Source organism: Acinetobacter sp. NigerLNRRAM0016 (assembly GCF_054112845.1).
In genome coordinates, this window is sequence record NZ_JBSYVT010000008.1 from 77,311 (window position 1) to 96,310 (window position 19,000).

At 39.0% G+C, this 19,000-nt stretch carries 9 protein-coding genes; all 9 read right to left on the reverse strand.

The window, feature by feature from the left end; translation table 11 throughout:
• Positions 1–271: 271 nt before the first annotated feature.
• A complete protein-coding gene (locus ACWQ4X_RS07470) occupies positions 272–7,558 on the reverse strand; it encodes an LPD1 domain-containing protein (RefSeq protein ID WP_336165468.1) in 7,287 nt (2,428 codons plus the stop codon).
• A 209-nt stretch (positions 7,559–7,767) separates the two neighbouring features.
• A complete protein-coding gene (locus tag ACWQ4X_RS07475; RefSeq protein WP_005028681.1) occupies positions 7,768–9,009 on the reverse strand; it encodes a hypothetical protein in 1,242 nt (413 codons plus the stop codon).
• Between the two features lie 12 nt (positions 9,010–9,021).
• The gene (locus ACWQ4X_RS07480; protein WP_005028684.1) at positions 9,022–10,212 is read right to left on the reverse strand and encodes a hypothetical protein; all 1,191 of its coding nucleotides are present in this window, start codon (positions 10,210–10,212) and stop codon (positions 9,022–9,024) included.
• A 5-nt stretch (positions 10,213–10,217) separates the two neighbouring features.
• Positions 10,218–11,054: a hypothetical protein gene (locus tag ACWQ4X_RS07485; protein ID WP_005028686.1), complete on the reverse strand. Its 837-nt coding sequence runs from the start codon at positions 11,052–11,054 to the stop codon at positions 10,218–10,220.
• 12 nt (positions 11,055–11,066) lie between these two features.
• Complete coding sequence (locus ACWQ4X_RS07490; RefSeq protein WP_005028689.1) at positions 11,067–12,029, reverse strand: hypothetical protein; 963 nt, start codon at positions 12,027–12,029, stop codon at positions 11,067–11,069.
• Between the two features lie 25 nt (positions 12,030–12,054).
• Positions 12,055–12,855 carry a hypothetical protein gene (locus tag ACWQ4X_RS07495; protein ID WP_024160804.1) on the reverse strand — a complete coding sequence of 267 codons (801 nt, stop codon included), beginning with the start codon at positions 12,853–12,855 and terminating at the stop codon, positions 12,055–12,057.
• Positions 12,856–12,864: 9 nt separating this feature from the next.
• Positions 12,865–13,293: a hypothetical protein gene (locus ACWQ4X_RS07500; protein WP_005028693.1), complete on the reverse strand. Its 429-nt coding sequence runs from the start codon at positions 13,291–13,293 to the stop codon at positions 12,865–12,867.
• A gap of 68 nt (positions 13,294–13,361) precedes the next feature.
• Positions 13,362–14,255, reverse strand: coding sequence for a hypothetical protein (locus ACWQ4X_RS07505; RefSeq protein WP_032055064.1), 894 nt, complete (start codon positions 14,253–14,255; stop codon positions 13,362–13,364).
• A 2-nt stretch (positions 14,256–14,257) separates the two neighbouring features.
• Positions 14,258–18,691 (reverse strand): hypothetical protein, encoded by a 4,434-nt coding sequence (locus tag ACWQ4X_RS07510; protein WP_120364232.1) that lies wholly within the window; start codon positions 18,689–18,691, stop codon positions 14,258–14,260.
• Between the last annotated feature and the right edge of the window lie 309 nt (positions 18,692–19,000).

Sequence of the window (19,000 nt, forward strand, 5' to 3'; positions counted from 1 at the left end):
TGGTCACATAGCATGATCCAAGACTTTAAAACGACTCTTACGAGTACTTATATGTGCTTATATTAAACTAAAAAATTAACTTTGAGGGAGGGTTTAAGCGTTATTCTTTAAAATAGTATATACCGAGTAAATAGCACTGTTTAAATACCTATCATTTTTAATAAAACCATCTAAAACCGTGCACTATTCTTTCTTTTTTTATAAATAAAAATGCCACCGTATAAAAAAAGATGCCACCCACAGGGGATAGCATCCAAGATCTCAAAATTGCTTATAGTGCCAATTCAGGATCGCTATTCTTTTGTTTGCTTAATTCTGGATCTGCTTGTACTTCAATGTTGGTCATGAGCTTAGTCCAATATTCATCGTATTCAGCTTGTGACATCTCATTAATGACTTCATTCCATTTAACTAGGTTCTCATGTTGATCTGTACCCGGTTGGAAGAAGTGCATTGCATTTCTGACATACTGCTGATGATCAGCAAAACGCAGTTCAGCAATATTTTCCTGAATATAGTCCAGGCCTTTCACCGTAAATTCGCGAATCTCCTTCATGATTGCATCTTTTTCTATACCATGCGGTTGAGTTACAGAAGATGAACCACCTTCAGGACAAGGGTAAACAAGCCAATCATTACGCAAGTTCATTTCTGCTAAGGTCACTTGTAAGTACTGCTCACCACTACGGGCAAACATTTCATGTGCGGTCGTCCAATACGGCTTCTTAGCACTTGTTAAGCCCTCTAATACCATCGCATTTTTGTAGAAATCAGTTTTTAGCTGAGATTGATTAGCTGATGTTAAGCGATCGTTCGTCTGTAAGCTTAAAGAAATTAACTTTAAGTGTTCATCTGACAATGGTTTAGGGCTGTTTTCTTTGATGAAGTCGAGTGCACATATCGCAAACTGACTACGCAACATTTGTCGATAATCACGGAATACAACTGATCTAAAGACTGTACTGTTCGCTGCACCAAGTACTTGCGCTGCAAAGACACGATCATGATCAATTTCAGAACGAGATTGCGTGATATATTTGTTGAGCTCAGTCCGTGGGATTGGATACTCATTTTCAGACAAGAACTTATGCAAGCCTTGGGCAACGTGCATATAACGTCTATGCTGTATAGCGTCTTTTTGGAAAAGTTCAGGATCTTCATGACGATTAGCGAAGTTAATCAATGAAGATAGTTCAGTATGCAACTTGCCACGTTCCGCAATAAACGTATTAATTTTCTCTTTTATGCTGTCTCTATCTGGCGTAAACAAATCAACAATGTCAGGTTGATCTACCAATGTTTTATCCAAAATCGTTTTGATGCTGGTTTCATAAAACTTGACTTGATTCTCAAGACTCGTGCGAAGTACTTCTATCGAGTCATCCTTTTTCATTGGCAAGTAATACATCGCTTGATTTACTTTGGCTGCAGCTTGCAACAAATCTTGGTTAATGTTGGCATACTTCTCAGACTTAATGTTATTCAATTCTGCAAAACGAGTTAGATAAGGCTGTACGTTTTCCATCATCATTTTTGGTTGATTGCGTGTCATCGCACTAAAAATGAGATGGTCATAGGCATGGAAAAATTCATGACCAAACGAGCCAAAACCTGAATTCTTGGTTAAGTTAATCACACGGTTAGATGGCTCGTAATGTGCCATCGCAGCGGAACGTCCACGCGAACCAAAAGCAACACCCAACATACCGTTAAAGCCAACAAATTTCGGATCTATATCAAGTGCCTTAGCAAGAGCGAAACAACCGTCATATGCGTTATTTAACGCGATTTGACGATCGCTCTGGTTCAAGTACTCGCCAAACTCTACGGCTTTAAATCCAAAGGTCGCTTGCAAGGTATGTGCTGTAACATCTTGGCCATTACGTGAAGCAATGTTTTCCGTCACAACCACATCACTGAGCTTGAATGCCTTACGCATAGTACGAGGCTTAGCATACTCTTTGAATAGGGCATCTAAGGTACTCGCCGTGTCATCTACAATGTGCGATACATTCTTTTCAGATAACGAGACTTCTTGAGTATCATCATTCTCTGCAGTTGCGTCTTTGGTTTTTTTAGCAGTTAACAGATCCATTACTTGTTCAGATAGACCAGCATCAGATCTGCTAAATAGCGTACTCGAATCTATAATGTTGCCACTTCTAAAAGTAACAGTCGCTTTTACTTTGTCTTGGAACGGTTTGGCATCAATCGCACTACGTATTTTTTTATAGATAGAGTAGGTGCCTTTAACTGGCGGTAACTCTTTCCGTAAATGATGAAGTGCTTCAGTGAGCGTTTTACGTGCTTCACTACTATCGGTTTTCGCCAATTCAGAACTAATAATCATGTCAGTGGCAGCATATTCAGCATAGCTTTCTACCAATGAAAATAATGACCGATCTAATGATTTAAACGCCGTGAACAGATCTTTGTCTTCATTCAAACGAACGTATAAATCACATGCATTAGGAATAAATTCACGAACTGTTTTTGCTTCCATTAATGCATCACGCATACTTAAAACAGCGTCATAGTATCCAGCACCTACTTTTTTAAACTGTTCTTCAGTGGCATTTTCAAGCGGATAACGTGGCTGATCATTCGTCATCTTGCGTACAGCGTCAGTCAGCAAGTGAATGTAAATATCTCGACCAGCTTCTTTTGCTTGTAAAACCGATTCCTTTTTCCAAATTTTGTCACGCGTAATTAGGTTTTTGACTTGCAAAAGCGACATATCTTGAATCTGACTGAGCGATAAACGTGGACCATACAGATCCTTTTTCGCACCAGGCATTTTCATACCCGTATCTTCAATAAGTCCAACTTCAGAACGTGGCTCAGTGGCTTTCGGTTTGGTTGTTTTTGGCTCTTTTGGTGCTTCAGCTTCAGGCTTACCCTCAGACTCAAACAGTGATGTTTGCTCTGGAGCAACTGGCTCAGTCGGCTCTACAACTTCTACCGTTGCTTCCTGTACTTCTGGTTCAGTAGGCTTTTGAACTTCAGGTTCAGTTACGATCGGTTCTTCAACCAATGGTTCTTGGGCAACTTCTACAACAGGTGCGCTTTGAACCATATGTTCAGGTTTATATACTTGATCGCGAGACTTAAATAATTCTGCTTTTTTGAATGATTTTGCAAAATCAGTAATTAAGAAGTTCTTAGAGTTCGGGTGCTTTGGCGTAGGAAGAATTTTATAGCCTTGATCAACAAATTGCTGATGTTCGGCATTATTCACAATGGCCAGTTTTAACGGAGATTGATCATCGGCAACTTTAATCGCGAGATCGAACCGGTCTTTAGATTCAAGTAGCTTTTCACCAAAGGTAAAATCAATTTTATTGACCAATGTTGAAATATTAACAGCCACAATCTCATTAAGGCCTTTAACATCAATATTTTCAAAACCGGGTGATAATGGCACCTTGATTGTCTGCAGTATGTTTTCACGTAACCCAAGATCATTTAATACTTGGTCCACAAGATGCGCTTTTATCCCGTTTAACTGGAAGTCTTTAAACAATCCACCACGCTCGTTGAATTTAGCAAACTGCTCAACATTATCAAAAACCCGTAATTGATCATGCTGTAAAACTGGTGTGTCTTTATCTATGACAGAAATCACTAAATCAGCACCGTCATTGGCCACAATAATTTTGGAGCCGTTTTCAAACGCTTGATCCATTTCTTTTTGATTGATGTAGTCGGTAAAGACGTTCATCAAATCAACATTGGTCATCACATCATTGCTTTTCACAAAATCGATTAGATCTTGTTTCGCCGTTGGATCGATGTATTGATTATCGGCATCACGCAAAGTTAATGCCTTGTAATCGTCCAACTCAGGGTTAAACAATACCTTTTCTTTAAGGTGTAGGTTTTCGATCGACTGGAAGATCTGATAGCGTTTTTCTAATGAGTCGATCAAGTACTGCATTTGCTCTTGCGTACTTAAAACTGAATCATTGCTAAGCGTCAAAGCTTTAAACAGCGCCTTATCGTCTGCAGCTAAGTCATTCAGACTTGATTTAACGATTAAGCGATCGGTAGACGGAATCTGTTCACCGCTGAAATATAAGTTAATCGCACCGTGCTTTTGTTCATCAGCTGGTGAAACCGTGAGATAAAAATTTATCTCAGGAAACTCAAACTCTTTGATACGTTCTGGATTGGTGATAATGCTTAAAAGAGATCCCGTTTTTGTCTCGAGGGATTTATTTTTTAGTGCCGTCCATTCTTCAATAGAACGATTTTCAAATGACTGCAGTAGGGCAGAATTGATTAAATCACGGTTGAGGTTAAATCCATTCTTGAGTGAGTCTGGAGTCGATTGTAATGCTTCAAGCACAAGCCCATGTTTAAAGAGATTGCCAAAGTCATTTTCACTGTTAACATCGGTCTTTTCAAGTGGCAAGAAACTTGATGCATGCTCATAGACATTCTTAACTTCAATATCAAGCTTTAAGCCTTTTTCATATTTCGGTACCGCTTCCTTGGTCAAAATACGATTAAGAATTACATTCTTAAGGTCATCATAGGTCAGCTTGTTTTTGCTGATCGGATTAGAGCTCAGGATATGTTCAAACGAAGAAGCACCATTAATCATAATGGTTTTTTGCTTTTGTAATGAACTAACCTTTTGACCTAGATCCATCGGCAGTAAGCGAATGAAGTTCTGATCAGATGCTATCGTACTGCTATACACCGCCAAAGAACGTGCGCTAACTTCAGGCTCAACCATCAAAGCGTTACCTTCAGCTAGGTAGGTTTTTACCGCTTCTTCAGTCAACGTGACGACATTTTCAATTTTCGAGTCTTTTGGCGCCGTGACTTCATTGTAGGTCGGTGTTAGATAACCTAGTGCCATCAAAATATGCTTGTGCTCATTATTAATAATGGCAGTAACCGCTTCAGATTTAGACTCTTCACCCACGGCATTTTGATAAAAGTCTTGTAGATAGCGCTTATACGCCATACTTACCGCGACCTTTTTATTTAAGGCAAAAAGCTGTTCTTGTGTATTTGAGTTGAAGTGGTCTTTATGTATCACCTTAGGCAGATAGTTTTGAAAGCTGTCTACCACATAGATTTCATCTTTTTCGAGTGTTTCTTTTAAAGACAAAACTTCATTGGTCGCAGCAAAAACAATCGCGTTGGCCAGTGCATTACCAGGATTCGTGCGTACACGTAATTCCTCATTTATCGCATGATTGAGTTGCGACCTAATATCAGGTAATCGGTTAAGGATAGGGGAGTCAGGATTGTTGCCAATATTGCTACTCAGCTCAGAAAGCACATGAGCCACATCGATGCGCTTATTAAAACCCTTGTAGTTACCGTCCTGTTCTAACAGGTTATAGAATCGCTCTAAGCTTTCATCCGATAAATATTGTGATGCAATGCTATGGGCATCACCATCACCAAGCGCCGTAAATTGGCTATTAATACTATGCAGTTGTTGAAGAATACGAGGCATTTGCTGATGAAATGAAAAGTAGTTTTTACCTACATTTTCAGCACTGGTCGCAATCATGTCCTCAATACTGTTATCCAGCACTGATACAGCATTCGAGAACACCATATCGTTAAAATCTGGCATTGCAGATTCTTGAGATGGTGAATATCCCAAAATAGAATATTCAAACTTTTCGACTGCAGATAACTCTTGATCTTGTTCATCATAATAATGAACCACATCAAACTGGTTAACAGCTTCATTCCAAAGCCCGTTAGGTTCTTCACCTAGATCAACGTTGAAATGATAAATGTCAATGTCATTTGAGGTGTGAGTAGCTTCAAACTCGTTCGCTTCATCCAATAGACGTTGCATTTCATCTTGCAATTCATCATCGGTGACAACGCTTTGTAGGAAGTTATCCAGATCCGTGCCGTATTCTTCACGGTCTATCACTGAATCAAAAAAACTATCATAAAGATTGTTCAGACGCGTAGAAGCGATGTTTAACTGACTTAATGCCAATTCCATTTCATAAGCTTGATCTTCATAGGCTTGCTGATCCAAAACATACGCATTTTCAGTAGCAACAGCGACTTGAATCGCAACCGCTTTTTCAATACGCTCACTGATGGTATGTGTTGCTTTTGCTTCAACAATGGCTTGACGTTCTTCTTTGAGCTTTGCAATTTTTTGTAGGTATTCTTGCTTAATTTTTCGCATTAAAGCGAGTTTAGTCAAAGAGTCCTTAATGACTGGTTCCGGAATGTTCGGCTTAAACTTGGTGTGTCTAAAAAAGTGATCAATTCGATTGAACAAACGTTTTACTGGAACCTTAGGTTCAGGCGGTATGGTTTGCTTAATTTGATTGAGATCCAAGCTTTCTAAACTTGTACCGATGTCATCCAAACTTTCATAAATTAATTCACGATCAAAACTGCTATCACCAATTGAGTAGGGATCAAATGTTCTTAAATTATTAATATTATTTTGAACGCTTTGGATCAGGTCCTTAATCTTATCGGTAAGGTCGAATTCTTCTACATCTAAAGTTTGGTTGTTGTATTCCCAAACTTTCCAATCATTGTCCACCAGCTGTAACGCAGTTGTTTCTATACCAAATGGTGCCAATGCTGACGGGATGCTGTTTTCTTCGTATGAATACAAACAGTCATTGATTTTCGTGACTAAGGTTTGAAGCTTGATCAATCCTTGGTGATTAACGGCATGATCATCCGATCTAAGCGCATTCACAATTGGATCAATGCTCGTATTCAGTCCCTTATTCAGCTCTCGAATATCAATAAATTGCTTCGGTAAGCTGTTATACGCTGGCCATGCTGGATGTGAAGATATTTTATAATTGGTCAGCTCAGGGATTTGCGTAATATCTTTTAGGGCAAGTACTTCACCGCCTGAATTAACCGAAATCACTAGCTGTTTGCTTAGTTCAATAGGCTCTATCGTATCTTCTATGAGTCCAGCATTTAGCGCTGCTTCTTTATCAACATAATAACGAGTCAGTGTTTTATCTGCTTGGTACCCGTAATTGTCTAAATCAGCCAACGGCAATGGATCTACTGACTGCAGTAATGTCGGTAGCTTATTCCAGCCTAAATCTGCTTTATTGAATTGTTTAACCGCACCCATAATGGTTGTATTTTGGGCAAACGGTTTTTGCTGTTTTGCTTGGTAAAGCACAACGGACTTTTGATTATTGAGTTCAAATAGGGATTGCCACTGGTTTTTTTCAGCACTACTCATTGGGTTTTGCAGATATATATCTGACATATCCATTTCAATGAGGTCATTTTTAGAGTCGTAAGGAAAAACAGATTTTATGTCAGCAAGAGAGAGACTATCTTGCGAACTCTTATACATAAAACTAAGGTCGTTATTTTGCTCATTGGTGATATAAACAAACTTTCCAGTCTGTTTTAAACCAGTTAAGAAGCTGTTTAAAGATGTGTTCAACTTTTTCTCTAAAAGCTCAACATCTTTAATCTTAATAATGGCTGCTTGGTTTCTTGAATCAGTTTTAGGGGTTACTACAAGTTGAGCGCCAAAGCTACTCAGATCCAACCATTTCTTTTTAGTTGACATATAAACTCCATGGCAATATGTATAAGCATCTTTTAATTAAAATATCAAAGCACCATCGGTTACTTTTGAGCGGTATATACTAAAGATTATAAGAGAATTTATATAAAGAAACTATCTAAAAGGGTTTTAAACAAAAAAAAGAGATGGCTTAAAACCATCCCTTTTTTTTAAGTTTTTTTCATTATCAGTCTGATAATGAAAAAATCAGGCTATTTACTTGCCATTGCTTGTGAAAGTGCAATCCTACGAATGTTACCCGTAGACTTAGAACGATCAGTCACTTCAATTGAGCCGTCAGTTAATTTGCTTTCAGCAGAAACTAGCGCAGCCAATACCGCTTCTTTACGTTCATTTGACTTGTATTGTTGATATTGCAAGTTCAAGCGTTCAGTACTTTGAATTAAACCATCGACCATCAAACCACGTTCATCTTTAATCGCTTGTGATTTAGCAAAGTCTTTGTAATCTTGCCCTGAACCTAAATAACGAGAGACACTTTTTTCCAAGTGTTGCATCGGTGCAAGTTTGGTACTTGAATCATGACTATTGGTACCACCACCAGCAACAGGGGAGTATTGCGCTTGAATTGCTTTCAAAGAGGTAATTGCTGGAGAAGTTAAAGCATCTTTCGCCAGTTTAGCCATCACATAATCTTGACCAGCAGATGTTTTCGCAATTCTACCGTCAATTGGAGCATCAGGTAGACCAACCATGTTGTTGATCAATGCATTTTGAGCACGAGCCATCGCCGTGTCTGGCGCTGCAGTCGTGAATAAAGTTGAAGCTTGTAAACTTAGACCAGCATTTTCACCAGCAGCACCACATAGTCCAGACGCAGCCTGAGAAGTGGTACAAAACTCATTATGAGCTTGTAACATAGCTTCTTGTGCTTTGTGAGGGTTCATGTAGACACCAGGCGCAGCAACCACTTCAGAGCCAACTTTATTTAAAATTGAACTATCAGCAGATTTATTGTCTTGTTGAGCTTGTTCACGATCGCCTAAAACTTCACACGCTTTAAATGCTTGGCCATGTGCACCAAACTCAAATTGAGCTTTTTTCATTTGCTCACTTTGTTTAACAGCTTGGTACGCCGTTACAAGACTTTGTGCGTTTTTATGTGCGTTATCTGAAATACCTTGAGCAGATACAGCCTCTTGTTTCGTCAGGATCTTAATCGCTGCCGTCACATCATCTTGTTGCTTTTTAATGCCCAAAGATAAGTTTGTGTCCAACGCACGTAACGCAGCGCTTTCCACCGCATCAGCCTGTTGAATAAGCATATTCAAGGTATTTACTGCCATCGGGTTGCCCACGGAAGCACAGTAATAAGCAGATGCAGAACCGCTAATAATGGCGAGGGTTAAACCGAGTGCACTAATTTTTGAACGAGAGCCGTGCGCTTGTGGCGCTTTCATAACTTTACGTGATGTTCTTTTCGGAGTACGCATTATTTAGTCTCCTTAAAATTGAGGCATAGTTTGTGAAAGCTTAACTTTCACTGACTGGCCGTATTTCGTTTTCACATCATCTTTTATCGGCTGAGATTTCGCTAAAAGTAATGCAGACAATAAACCTTCTTCACGCAAACTTTGCTTGTAAGTTTGAAGATCTAAATAAACAGAAACACCGTTAATGATATTGGCTTCTTTAAGTAGACCGCGTGGATCTTGCATCGCCATCGCCATTTGCCATTTTTTAGCTTCAGGACCACCGTAGTAACGTGCGATTGTTTGGTCGATCAAATCGTTGGCAGACACCATTTTGCCGTCAATATCTTTGAATGATTTTGTATTTTGCGCGTCAATAACCGCCAAGCTATACGCTGGCATAGCAAGTAAAGCTGTTTTTTGGTTTGTTGCTTGCAAATAATCTCGACCAGCTGGAGTACGTGCCGTTGCATTAGACAATGATTTATCTGGTGTACCTAAAATGTTTTCACGCACGTAATGTCTTGCAAGAGCTTCTTTTGAACCAGGTGCAACAGACTTAAACAGTAGGGAAGCATTGGTATCGCCACCCGGTAATTTAGACAACGTACATTGACCAGCTTGTGCTTCAGCAACCGTACAGAATTCAGCTTTATGCACGTTTAGGCGTTGATTAATCACTTCCTGTTGAGAGCCAACTAATTTACCGCCGACTTGAGAAGTTTGAGTCGCCATATCAGCTGCTTGATCAATCACTTGACCAGATGCACTCGACATATTTGTATTTTCAGCCAAAACCTCACAAGACTTAAAGCCTTGACCAGTATTGGCGCCATAAGCAAATTGTGCTTTTTTCATGGTATCTGACTGTAAAAGCGCTTGAATACCAGAGGCAATAGTTTGGGTGTTTTTAGTTGTCGCATCGGTAATTTGGTTAGCAGCTTGCGCCTTTTGCTTCACCGCAACTTTAAGCGCTGCAACGATGTTTTCAGTCGAATCATCTAACTTTCTACGGGTACTTTGAGATACTTGTTGAATATCATTTGCTTGGTTGCTTGCATGCTTAGGAATCTGAGAAGACATCTCGCTCATAATCGTACCCAAACCAACCGTAGCCCATTCAGCAAAAACAGGACTACTAATCACCAAAGTTGCACCTAAAATGACAGGTACAAACTTTGATTTTCCTTTAGGCTGTCTTAAAGTATTTTTACGCTTTCTCATAGTCATTACTCAAAGAATTTGGCTGAAGCATTGGAGTTTGGTGTAGTGCGTTGCATCACATTATTAGCCACCGAATAGTTAGCCAGTGATGAAAGAGTACTTCCAGCCATGTATTTATTTTGAAAATCAACGCAAGTTGATGAAGAGCATTCCATCAATCCGACTGGAACAACGTTGTTAGATGCAATTGACGAGTAGTTCAATGCAACAGTCGCTTGCTGTTCAGAAAGTCGAGAACGAGAAAAAACAAAAGCAGTATCAATGTCGCCATACTGCAGACCATTTGGAATCAAATTACAGACACCCATTTTTGCTTCTTCTACGCCACACGAGGTCGCCAAGTGAAACGCATATGGTGAGGTTGCTTCATCTGTTGAATTTGAGAAAAGTTTCCCTGAAACATCTTGCATGTATTTAGAAACGTTAAAGTCTTTTAAGTTTCTATTGAGATCGGTTTGTTCACGTTCTTCAAGAGCCGTACAAAAAGCTGAATCAGGGAGGGCAGCATTCGTACCAGAATTTAAAATCGCTTTTTTGATCTCAATATTTTTATCGACACTTTGAATACCAGCAACGATCATTTCTGAATCACGCGTTTGGTTATCAACAATTTGATTTGCACTGACCGCTGTTTGTTGAGTAGATACACGCACAGCAGAACGTACCATCAATTGCTGAGCTTGTATTGCAAGCTCAGAAAGGATAGTGCCAAGACTAAAAGCATTGGTAAAAAGTGGTACGGATAATAGACCAACCGTTAAAGTACCCACCGCAATTGCTTTAACAGGTGAAAACTGATTAACAGTAATTCTTCTTTTACGCAGATTATTTCTATTTTTCATACCACCCCCAACTTAAGAGAAAAAGTCTTTAATTGATTGGGTGACAGAAGTAGATTCTGAACTTGAAGTTTTTGCGTTAGACGGTGTGCTAGTACTGGCTTTTTGATCAGTTGAATAAGAAACTGGACTAGTCGAGCTACTACCATTGATTGTATAAGTATCTCCACCCTCAAAAGCACCGCTAGGCATAACTAGACCAGGATCAAGTTTACCAAGTTGACCATTCACAGCAGTACCAAGCGCACCCGATACATCAGTATATTGACCAGCTTTGTTGATTTCACCTATAACATCATTCAATGGGCCAACAAGTTCAGTACTTGCAGTTTTCATTGCGTCACACGCTTTTTTAGTCGCGTAATCGACAACCATTTGTTGCGCTGCATTGATGATTGTATCAAGTGATGGAATAGTCACAGAAAGGTCAATGATTTTACCGATGTCAGCAAAACAGCCACCTTGACTAGCTGGACTGAACATTTTGTTAATATCGATTGGACGACCCCAAACCGTCATTTGTAGATCTAAGTTGTCTTTAACGACTTTACCGATCCCATCAGTTGCACATGATTCAATATTGGTTTGAATGTTTTGAGCAGCTGCTTGTTCACCTTTTTTAACCGCCATGAAGTTGTTTTCAGCAGCAGTAGAGTTGAATGACGAATTAGAACTGGTAGACGAATAATATCCGCTATTTGAATTCGACAAAGGCGTATCACCACCAGAGCTACTTGCAATGGTCGATGATGTTGCGATGTTTAAGTTACCCATGTTTTGAGTATTACTGGTAACAGAAGCAACGGAACTTTGTTGAACTGCAATAGCACTTGAACACCCAATAACGGTAGCAACAAAAATGCTTAAAGCACTTTTAGTTTTAAAAGCTGGCTTAACATTTTGTAGATTAGGGTTAGTCCTTAAAGTCTTGCCCCGAACTTGTTGTAGCCTTTTAGCTTTCTTGTGATTGTTACGCATATCTAGCCCTTTAAAAGAGTTATGATTAATGTTTTTTAGAAGCAAGTTCGCAAAGCACTACAACATCTTTTACTACAGCTTCACTACTTAAATATAAGGTAGCTATAAGGTGTTTTAACTCATATATCCTTTTAGCGAACTTATATATAGAATCATAATACCATTCTTCACCATATTGTAGTATATACTTCTCATTGGTTAAACATAGTTTTATGAATTCTTTTAAAATAGGACGCTTAAAAATAATAGCTGTCGTAATATATATAAACTGAGTACTAACCAAACACATTAAAGTATTAATTAGCTCTACTTCCTCTTTTAAGCATTCCTGTAAAACCGATGGCTTTAGGGTTTTAGAAAAACCTTCCTCAGTCACAATATCTTTTAAAAAACCTGAATCCGAGTACTTATTTTTCAGAAAATTACTTAATTCATGCACGTTCTTTAAGTAAATATTGATCTGATCTTTAGACGCAGTTTTGAAATGTTCCTCTACACGTTTTGGATCGTTTAACGTGATGTCGAGCATTTCAGATTCATTATTTTTTTGATTTAAAAGCACAAAAGCGGTGAAGCTGGTAACTTTGCGTGTTTCGCCAAGATAGCCACTACTGCAAGCATTCAAAAAAACAAGGCAATGCTGTTCAGTAAGATACAAGCCGTATTCTTTTGGTGTACCTGGTTCAAAGAAATTGAGTGAACGCTTATCAAAATGAAAAGTGTTCTCTAAGGTCTGACAAAAGTAGTTAATAGAGTGTACAAAAGCTTCTGGTACAAAGGTTGTAGGCTCTTGAGACAATGCTATGTTTTGGCTTTCTATGCTCATTCCCACGATTTAGTCCTCTTTGAGAGGTAGGGCGTAATAGCCCATTTGACTTAAAACACGTAAAGGAATATCAAAGTTAAGACTTTGCGTTAGACCAGATTTAGGGTTAAAGGTTTTAGCTGAAGCTATAAACAAAGTTTGCTCATTAATAAACACTTGAATGCTATTCGTGACTTTTTGTTCATCAAGTATGACGCCACATACAATATCTAATTTCACATCAAACGTATAAGCATCCATTTGAACGTCTATTGATTCCCAATCGATCGTCATGAACAAGTTTTGGTTTTCAAATTCCAAATTACCTTCTTCAAGAGCTTTATGGATTAATCCCTTTTCTAATAATTCCAAGTAAAACGCATGTAAAGGCGTTGCATCTGCAAAACCATGAGGATTAAACGGCGTTCTTGTCGGTTCAGTGATTTTAGTTTGAATCATGTTTAACTCCATTAAAGGGTATTTAGATTCTATCTTAAAACACCCTAAATGTTTTTATTTAAAATTAATTAAAACCCATTGCTATAAGTTGAAGCGCTTTCTTTAGTTTTAACGTTTTCAAGATTGCTTTGCGTAATAGTATCTTTGTAATGCTGACTAAACGTATTTTTACCCGTTTCGTTTATGTTCTTAAGCTCATTTTTAATGACCTTAAGATAGTCTTGATATTTTGGTGACTGTTCTACATAAACTTCGGTCGCTGCAATTGAGAACATGTTCTTATCATTGGTTGCGATCGGAAATAGGGCAGTATAGGAAGCATCTTGCTTGAGCTGGTCTACAGTTGTTTGTTGCTCAATGATCTTCGCCTGATAGTCCAACAATGTTTTATTGATATTTTCATGACTATGGATAACGAAATTCAACTGTCTGTCATTCGGACGTTCAAGGGTAAACGGCTGATCGATACCAGAAAGCTTATTACAGATCTCCATATTGTATCGGTAGGCTTCAAACGAGTCTGAAAAGTGATTAAAGTCTTTTCGGAGAGCATTATTGTTTTCTAAGTCTTGCTGAAAGTCTTGAAAGCATTGCAATACATATTCATCTTCATTTTTCTCAACGAATAATTGAGCGATGTTGGAGCACTGGTGCCGTTCGCAGAGATCCGCAAGCTTTTGAATGCTTTTAACCTCATTTTTCTTTTCTAAGATGTTGCGTAAATGTAGCTGAGTTGCCCGATACTCTTGCATCAACATATTGTGATGCTCGACAAATAGCTCATAATCGCTTTTAAGGTACGGACTGGCACCTTCAATCTCACGCTCTACCTTTTCATGCTTAGAGTTGGTTTGAACACGCTCACGCGTGGTATTCACTGTATTTTGACCAAAACCACCTAAGATTTTATCAAAAGCAATCATCGCATCGATGTCGCCAGTTACGTTTTTATAGAAATCCATGATTAACGCCCCAATGTTTGATCATTGTCATGATCGTTTCTACGTGCGACTTCTAAATCTATATGCTTATCAAGGTCACTCAAAAATTGAGATGTCGTATTTTTCTCAAGCTTTACTTGGTCTAAGTAGTTTTTAGTATTGAGATTCAAACCATCTTGGAGCGCTTCTAAGCGTAGGCCAGTTTTATCAAAATCAGCTTCAAGGATCTGATTCACTTCTTTGATTTTTTCCATGTCTTGCTGTTCTAGACGGTGTAACTTCACATCCTCATGAATCGCAGCGATATAGTGATCGGTTAAGATCTCTTGCTTTAAGTGCTGAAGCGCAATTTCCACGTTTCCTGTTTCGGCAATCACGGCGTTGAAGCTGTCAAAGATTTGACCTGTTTCAGCCGAGTTTCTAAATTCAACAATACGAGGCTCAACACTATTAAGGTTTACAAACTTGGCATCACCATACGCAGTAGGTAGTACTAGATGATCATCCATACATTCAAAAAGTTGCTTATATTCAGCATTCATAAGATTTGATGCTGCTTGAAGCTTTAAATCTTGTTGTAACGTGTCTAGGCGTTGGTTGAGATGTAGAAAGCTTTGAACATACATCTCGTTTTGAGAGTTTTCAGGCGCAACAACGGTTGAGGCCATACCTTTAACAACATTTTTCAGTTGCGTATTTTGAATCTGATCAGCAATTTGATTAAGCGCGTTAATGTGATCGGCTTTCACAAGGTTATTGTTTTTCAGTTGTTCAATAAATTGATTTTGTTCAATCACTTTTTCACTTTCCTTTTCGCTGAATAACGAATCTTTAATTTGTTGTTTCACCTGGTCCAAGTTAGAGAAGAGGTGAAGTACTTCTTGTTCATTGCTGTTATTGACTGCATTTAGCAATGTAACAAACACATCATGGCTGATTAGTTGTTGCTGATTATTTTCCGCATTCTGAAATTCAGCAATTTGACTACGGCTAATGACTTCAACACCAACATCATTGATATAGCTTGCGCCAATCGGGGAGAGTTGATTATCTGGAGCTTTTACGGCGTAGTACTCGCCTGATTTGCCATCATCTTTGGCGCATAGACCAATATATGTATTGCCATCTTGCGTAATGATTTTTGAACCGATGCTATTGAGTGCTGCAGAGGGTTGTAACGTACTCAAAGTTTGAATCAATTCTTTTTCGCGATTTTGATGAATTGCATTACTTACTGCCTGGTAAACTTCAGGATCTAAATAAGTCACCTGATTGGCAGATTCTTCATTGAGCGCCGTGACAGTATTCCACTCTAAAATATCTTTACGCGGTATCGTTGTAATACCGGCATTAATAATATCTTCCGTGGTAATTTGACGATCAAGGTTAGTAATGGCCACGGCGTTGTATTCGGGTGCAATTGATTTATGACCTTCCGAATCTGAAGTCAGTACCACGAATTGACCGTAATCCGTTTTCACCATGGCACCTACAACACTGAGCTTGCCTTCCAAAATCATTTTTGAAAGTTCAAGTTCACGTTCGGCAGATCTGGCATAAGTATTAGTCTGTTCTGCAGTATTGTTGATGGTATCGGCTTTGAGCTTGTCTAAATATTCACTTGAAAATTTACCAAGCGCATTTAACTCGTCTATCGGCTCGACAGACTCCAGCTCATACAGTGGAACGGTAGAGGATTCATTCACGATGTCTTTAAGATAAAGCACATCTTGTTCAGTGATATTTTCGAGATCTTCAATCACCGAAAGAGGCACAACGATCGCACGTTTATCCAGATTATCGGAAGCTATATCCAAAACAACCATATTGGTTTGGGTTGTTTCATCTTCATAAACCATACCGACAAACTGTTCAATTTCAGCATAAGAAACATTGTTGTGACGGTCTTTAAAGAATGCTTCTAAGTCAGAATCATGATCAACATAAATACTGTCATAAGGGTTCATTGGTTTACCGTCATTGTTTTGGTCTTGGCTTTGCGGTGCTGATTGAGTTGCCGACTGTTCTGCAGTATTGCCTTTAAACTTACCCAAAAGGTTTGAAAGTTTAGATTTGACTTTCTTTACTTGATCCGAAATTATTTGACCTGATTGATAGGCACGTTGAATAAACTGATCTTTGTATGAAGCTTTGGCTTCTTCAGTCATTTGTTCTGGATCTTGCCCTAATGGATATTCGGCACCAAGGAACATACGTGCTTGTTCTAAGTACTGAGAACAAATGGGTTCAAAAAAGCGACCTTCAAACTCATGGATCTTTTCAGACTTAATGCCTTCATGCAGTTCTTCAATTGAGAGAAACGTTACTTTGTCTTCAATCGCTTCTAAATAGAACGGCGTAATCGGGGTAGGTGCATCGCTACCTTCCACTTGAGGCGGTAAATCTGCTTCTTTAACTAGTTTGATAAATGGGGTAGAGGATTCAACACCTTCGACAGAATCCTTACCGACTACATCAATCACGATGTATTGTTCACCGTCAATGGCATAGACTTTACCGACATTTAGATCGAATTCTTCTAAGGTAACGCCGTCACGGTCTTTATTCAGTTGAGTGGTATATGGATCGTTTAAAAGAGGCAACATTTGCTCTTTAGAGATCGGTTTTAAAATATCGGCATTCTTACCAAGTTCAGTCAATTTTGATTTATCGGCTGTATTGGCAAGCTGTTCGGGTTGTTGTGCGTCTGGATGGTTACTTTTAACGGTAACATCAGGATTGATTGGTTTATCCCAAATGTTTTTCAGGTTATCAAGGCTTTTGTTCTTGTTGAACATGGCCATAATCGCTGCAATGATCAACTTGATTGTTTTCTTAACCAGTTCAATCATGACTGCAATCATTTTTGCACTGAGCGCAGCGAGTTCATCAGCGACCGTTCGTGGATGGCCGTGGCTATTTTCACGCGCTAAAGGAGGACGTTCGTTACCTTCCTCATTTCGCATATCCTTAAAGCTTTTAGAGGCAACGCTACTTGCAGCCAAACTTGCTTTGTCTTGTGGACCACCAGCAATGTTTAATGTGCTCTTTGGTGTACCTTTTGGTGCATTCGGATCAGCTGATTCAACATCTTCCTTTACTGTCTCTTTAGTCTTCTGATTTTCTTTATGTTCTTTCAAAAGTAGAGCAGCTTGTAACTGGTCGCTATGTTCACGGGTTTCTAATAACTGAATTACTTCCTTGGTTAACGTGTCCGTATTGAATTCAAGATAGTGAATCTCAAGTTGTTCAAGTCGAGCAGCTGTATGGTCGCTATTCACACGCCATTGATCCATGACGATAGATTTTGGCACTAAGCCAAGTTCTTCAGCTTCAATCCCACGAATTAAGCAAAAGTCACGCACTTGGCGCATCAATGCGTTAATTTGGTTTTTATCGGTTAATTCACCTGAAAAATAGGTATTCGGTGCACCCGTAACTTCGTTGTAGATCTGCTGTTTTGCTTCACGCACGACTTGGTTTTGGTTAATCAGGCCTTCAATCGCGAATTGACGATTACTCAGGAAGTTGAGGGCATTTTCTTTAGTTGCACCCTTCAGGCTTAAACCATAGTAGGGCTGAGTGATAAAAGATTTTGTCTCAAAGTTAAATAGGGTTTTTTCAGCCACTTGAACGGCTTCAAATGGATTCTCTTCTTTGGAAAGGAGGAAATCAGGATCATTGTCTGATAGGTATAATTTAGAGTCTGCAGTTGTATAAACACGGTCTTCAACTGGCAATGAACTGTTATTTTCAGCAATATTGCCTAATCCTTGGTCCAGTGCGTTTTTAGTCTGGATTTTATTCAGAGCCGCAATAAACTTAAGATCATCATCATTCTGCAGATCAAGCCCGATGTCTGCAAAGAATTCTAATTGACTGGCTGGCTCTCTTTGCTCAAGTGCATCAAATACTTTACCAATCAGAACAGGATCAAGTTCAGCTAAATCATTGACAGTGACAGCGGAAAGATCAAACGTGTTTTCAGGAATGATGGACCGTTCATTCTCGTAATTCGGGTAACTACTACGCTCATAATCACCTTCGTCAAAAAACATCGGTTCATCATCGTTCAACCGAGTATCTTCAAGAGGGGGAGCGTAATCATAATCTGGGTGCCCAGGAGGTACAGAGTTACCGCCCATAGGCTGATCATATTGTTCATACTGATCATACTGATTATTTTGATACCCATCATCTTGCATGACTGGCGGTTCTTCCATTAATGGAGGTTCAGATAGGGGATCATTGGGATATGGTTCAGACTGGTATTGTTGCGATTGATCTTGTGCAACATTGTTTTGTTGTGGCGTAGGCTGGATGGATTGAAATTCCACGCCGTCCAAACTTAAATCATCCCACTGTTCCAGGCCCTCATTGAAAGTTAATGATTGGCCGTCTTGCAGTTGATCAAGTGTTTGCTCGTCAAAATTATCTTGTTTAGGGCTTTGGTCCATATTTGATCCTTATGACAGGTGGCCTTCCTGGTTTTAAGAGTCCTTTTTAGAATCTGTATCAACATTCCAAATAAAGTCTTCTTTAAAGTCAGAATTAAAACCAGTTGTGATGTCTAATTCACTGTCAAAATCCACTAAATCTGAGTTATTAGAAGATTCCTCTAAGGGATTAGAGTTGCACATAAAATACCTGTATTTGTTTTTTAAAACGTCAATGTGATCGTCACGGATATGATACATGGTATATACGAACTAGACCACACGTAATTGTTATTCACGTATGGTCTGGTATATACCTTTTAAGGGAGG

Bases quoted from the DNA above. Each gene is read 5' to 3' on its own strand.
- ACWQ4X_RS07470 (WP_336165468.1), bottom strand. From the start codon at position 7,558: ATGTCAACTAAAAAGAAATGGTTGGATCTGAGTAGCTTTGGCGCTCAA.
- ACWQ4X_RS07475 (WP_005028681.1), bottom strand. From the start codon at position 9,009: ATGCGTACTCCGAAAAGAACATCACGTAAAGTTATGAAAGCGCCACAA.
- ACWQ4X_RS07480 (WP_005028684.1), bottom strand. From the start codon at position 10,212: ATGAGAAAGCGTAAAAATACTTTAAGACAGCCTAAAGGAAAATCAAAG.
- ACWQ4X_RS07485 (WP_005028686.1), bottom strand. From the start codon at position 11,054: ATGAAAAATAGAAATAATCTGCGTAAAAGAAGAATTACTGTTAATCAG.
- ACWQ4X_RS07490 (WP_005028689.1), bottom strand. From the start codon at position 12,029: ATGCGTAACAATCACAAGAAAGCTAAAAGGCTACAACAAGTTCGGGGC.
- ACWQ4X_RS07495 (WP_024160804.1), bottom strand. From the start codon at position 12,855: ATGAGCATAGAAAGCCAAAACATAGCATTGTCTCAAGAGCCTACAACC.
- ACWQ4X_RS07500 (WP_005028693.1), bottom strand. From the start codon at position 13,293: ATGATTCAAACTAAAATCACTGAACCGACAAGAACGCCGTTTAATCCT.
- ACWQ4X_RS07505 (WP_032055064.1), bottom strand. From the start codon at position 14,255: ATGGATTTCTATAAAAACGTAACTGGCGACATCGATGCGATGATTGCT.
- ACWQ4X_RS07510 (WP_120364232.1), bottom strand. From the start codon at position 18,691: ATGGACCAAAGCCCTAAACAAGATAATTTTGACGAGCAAACACTTGAT.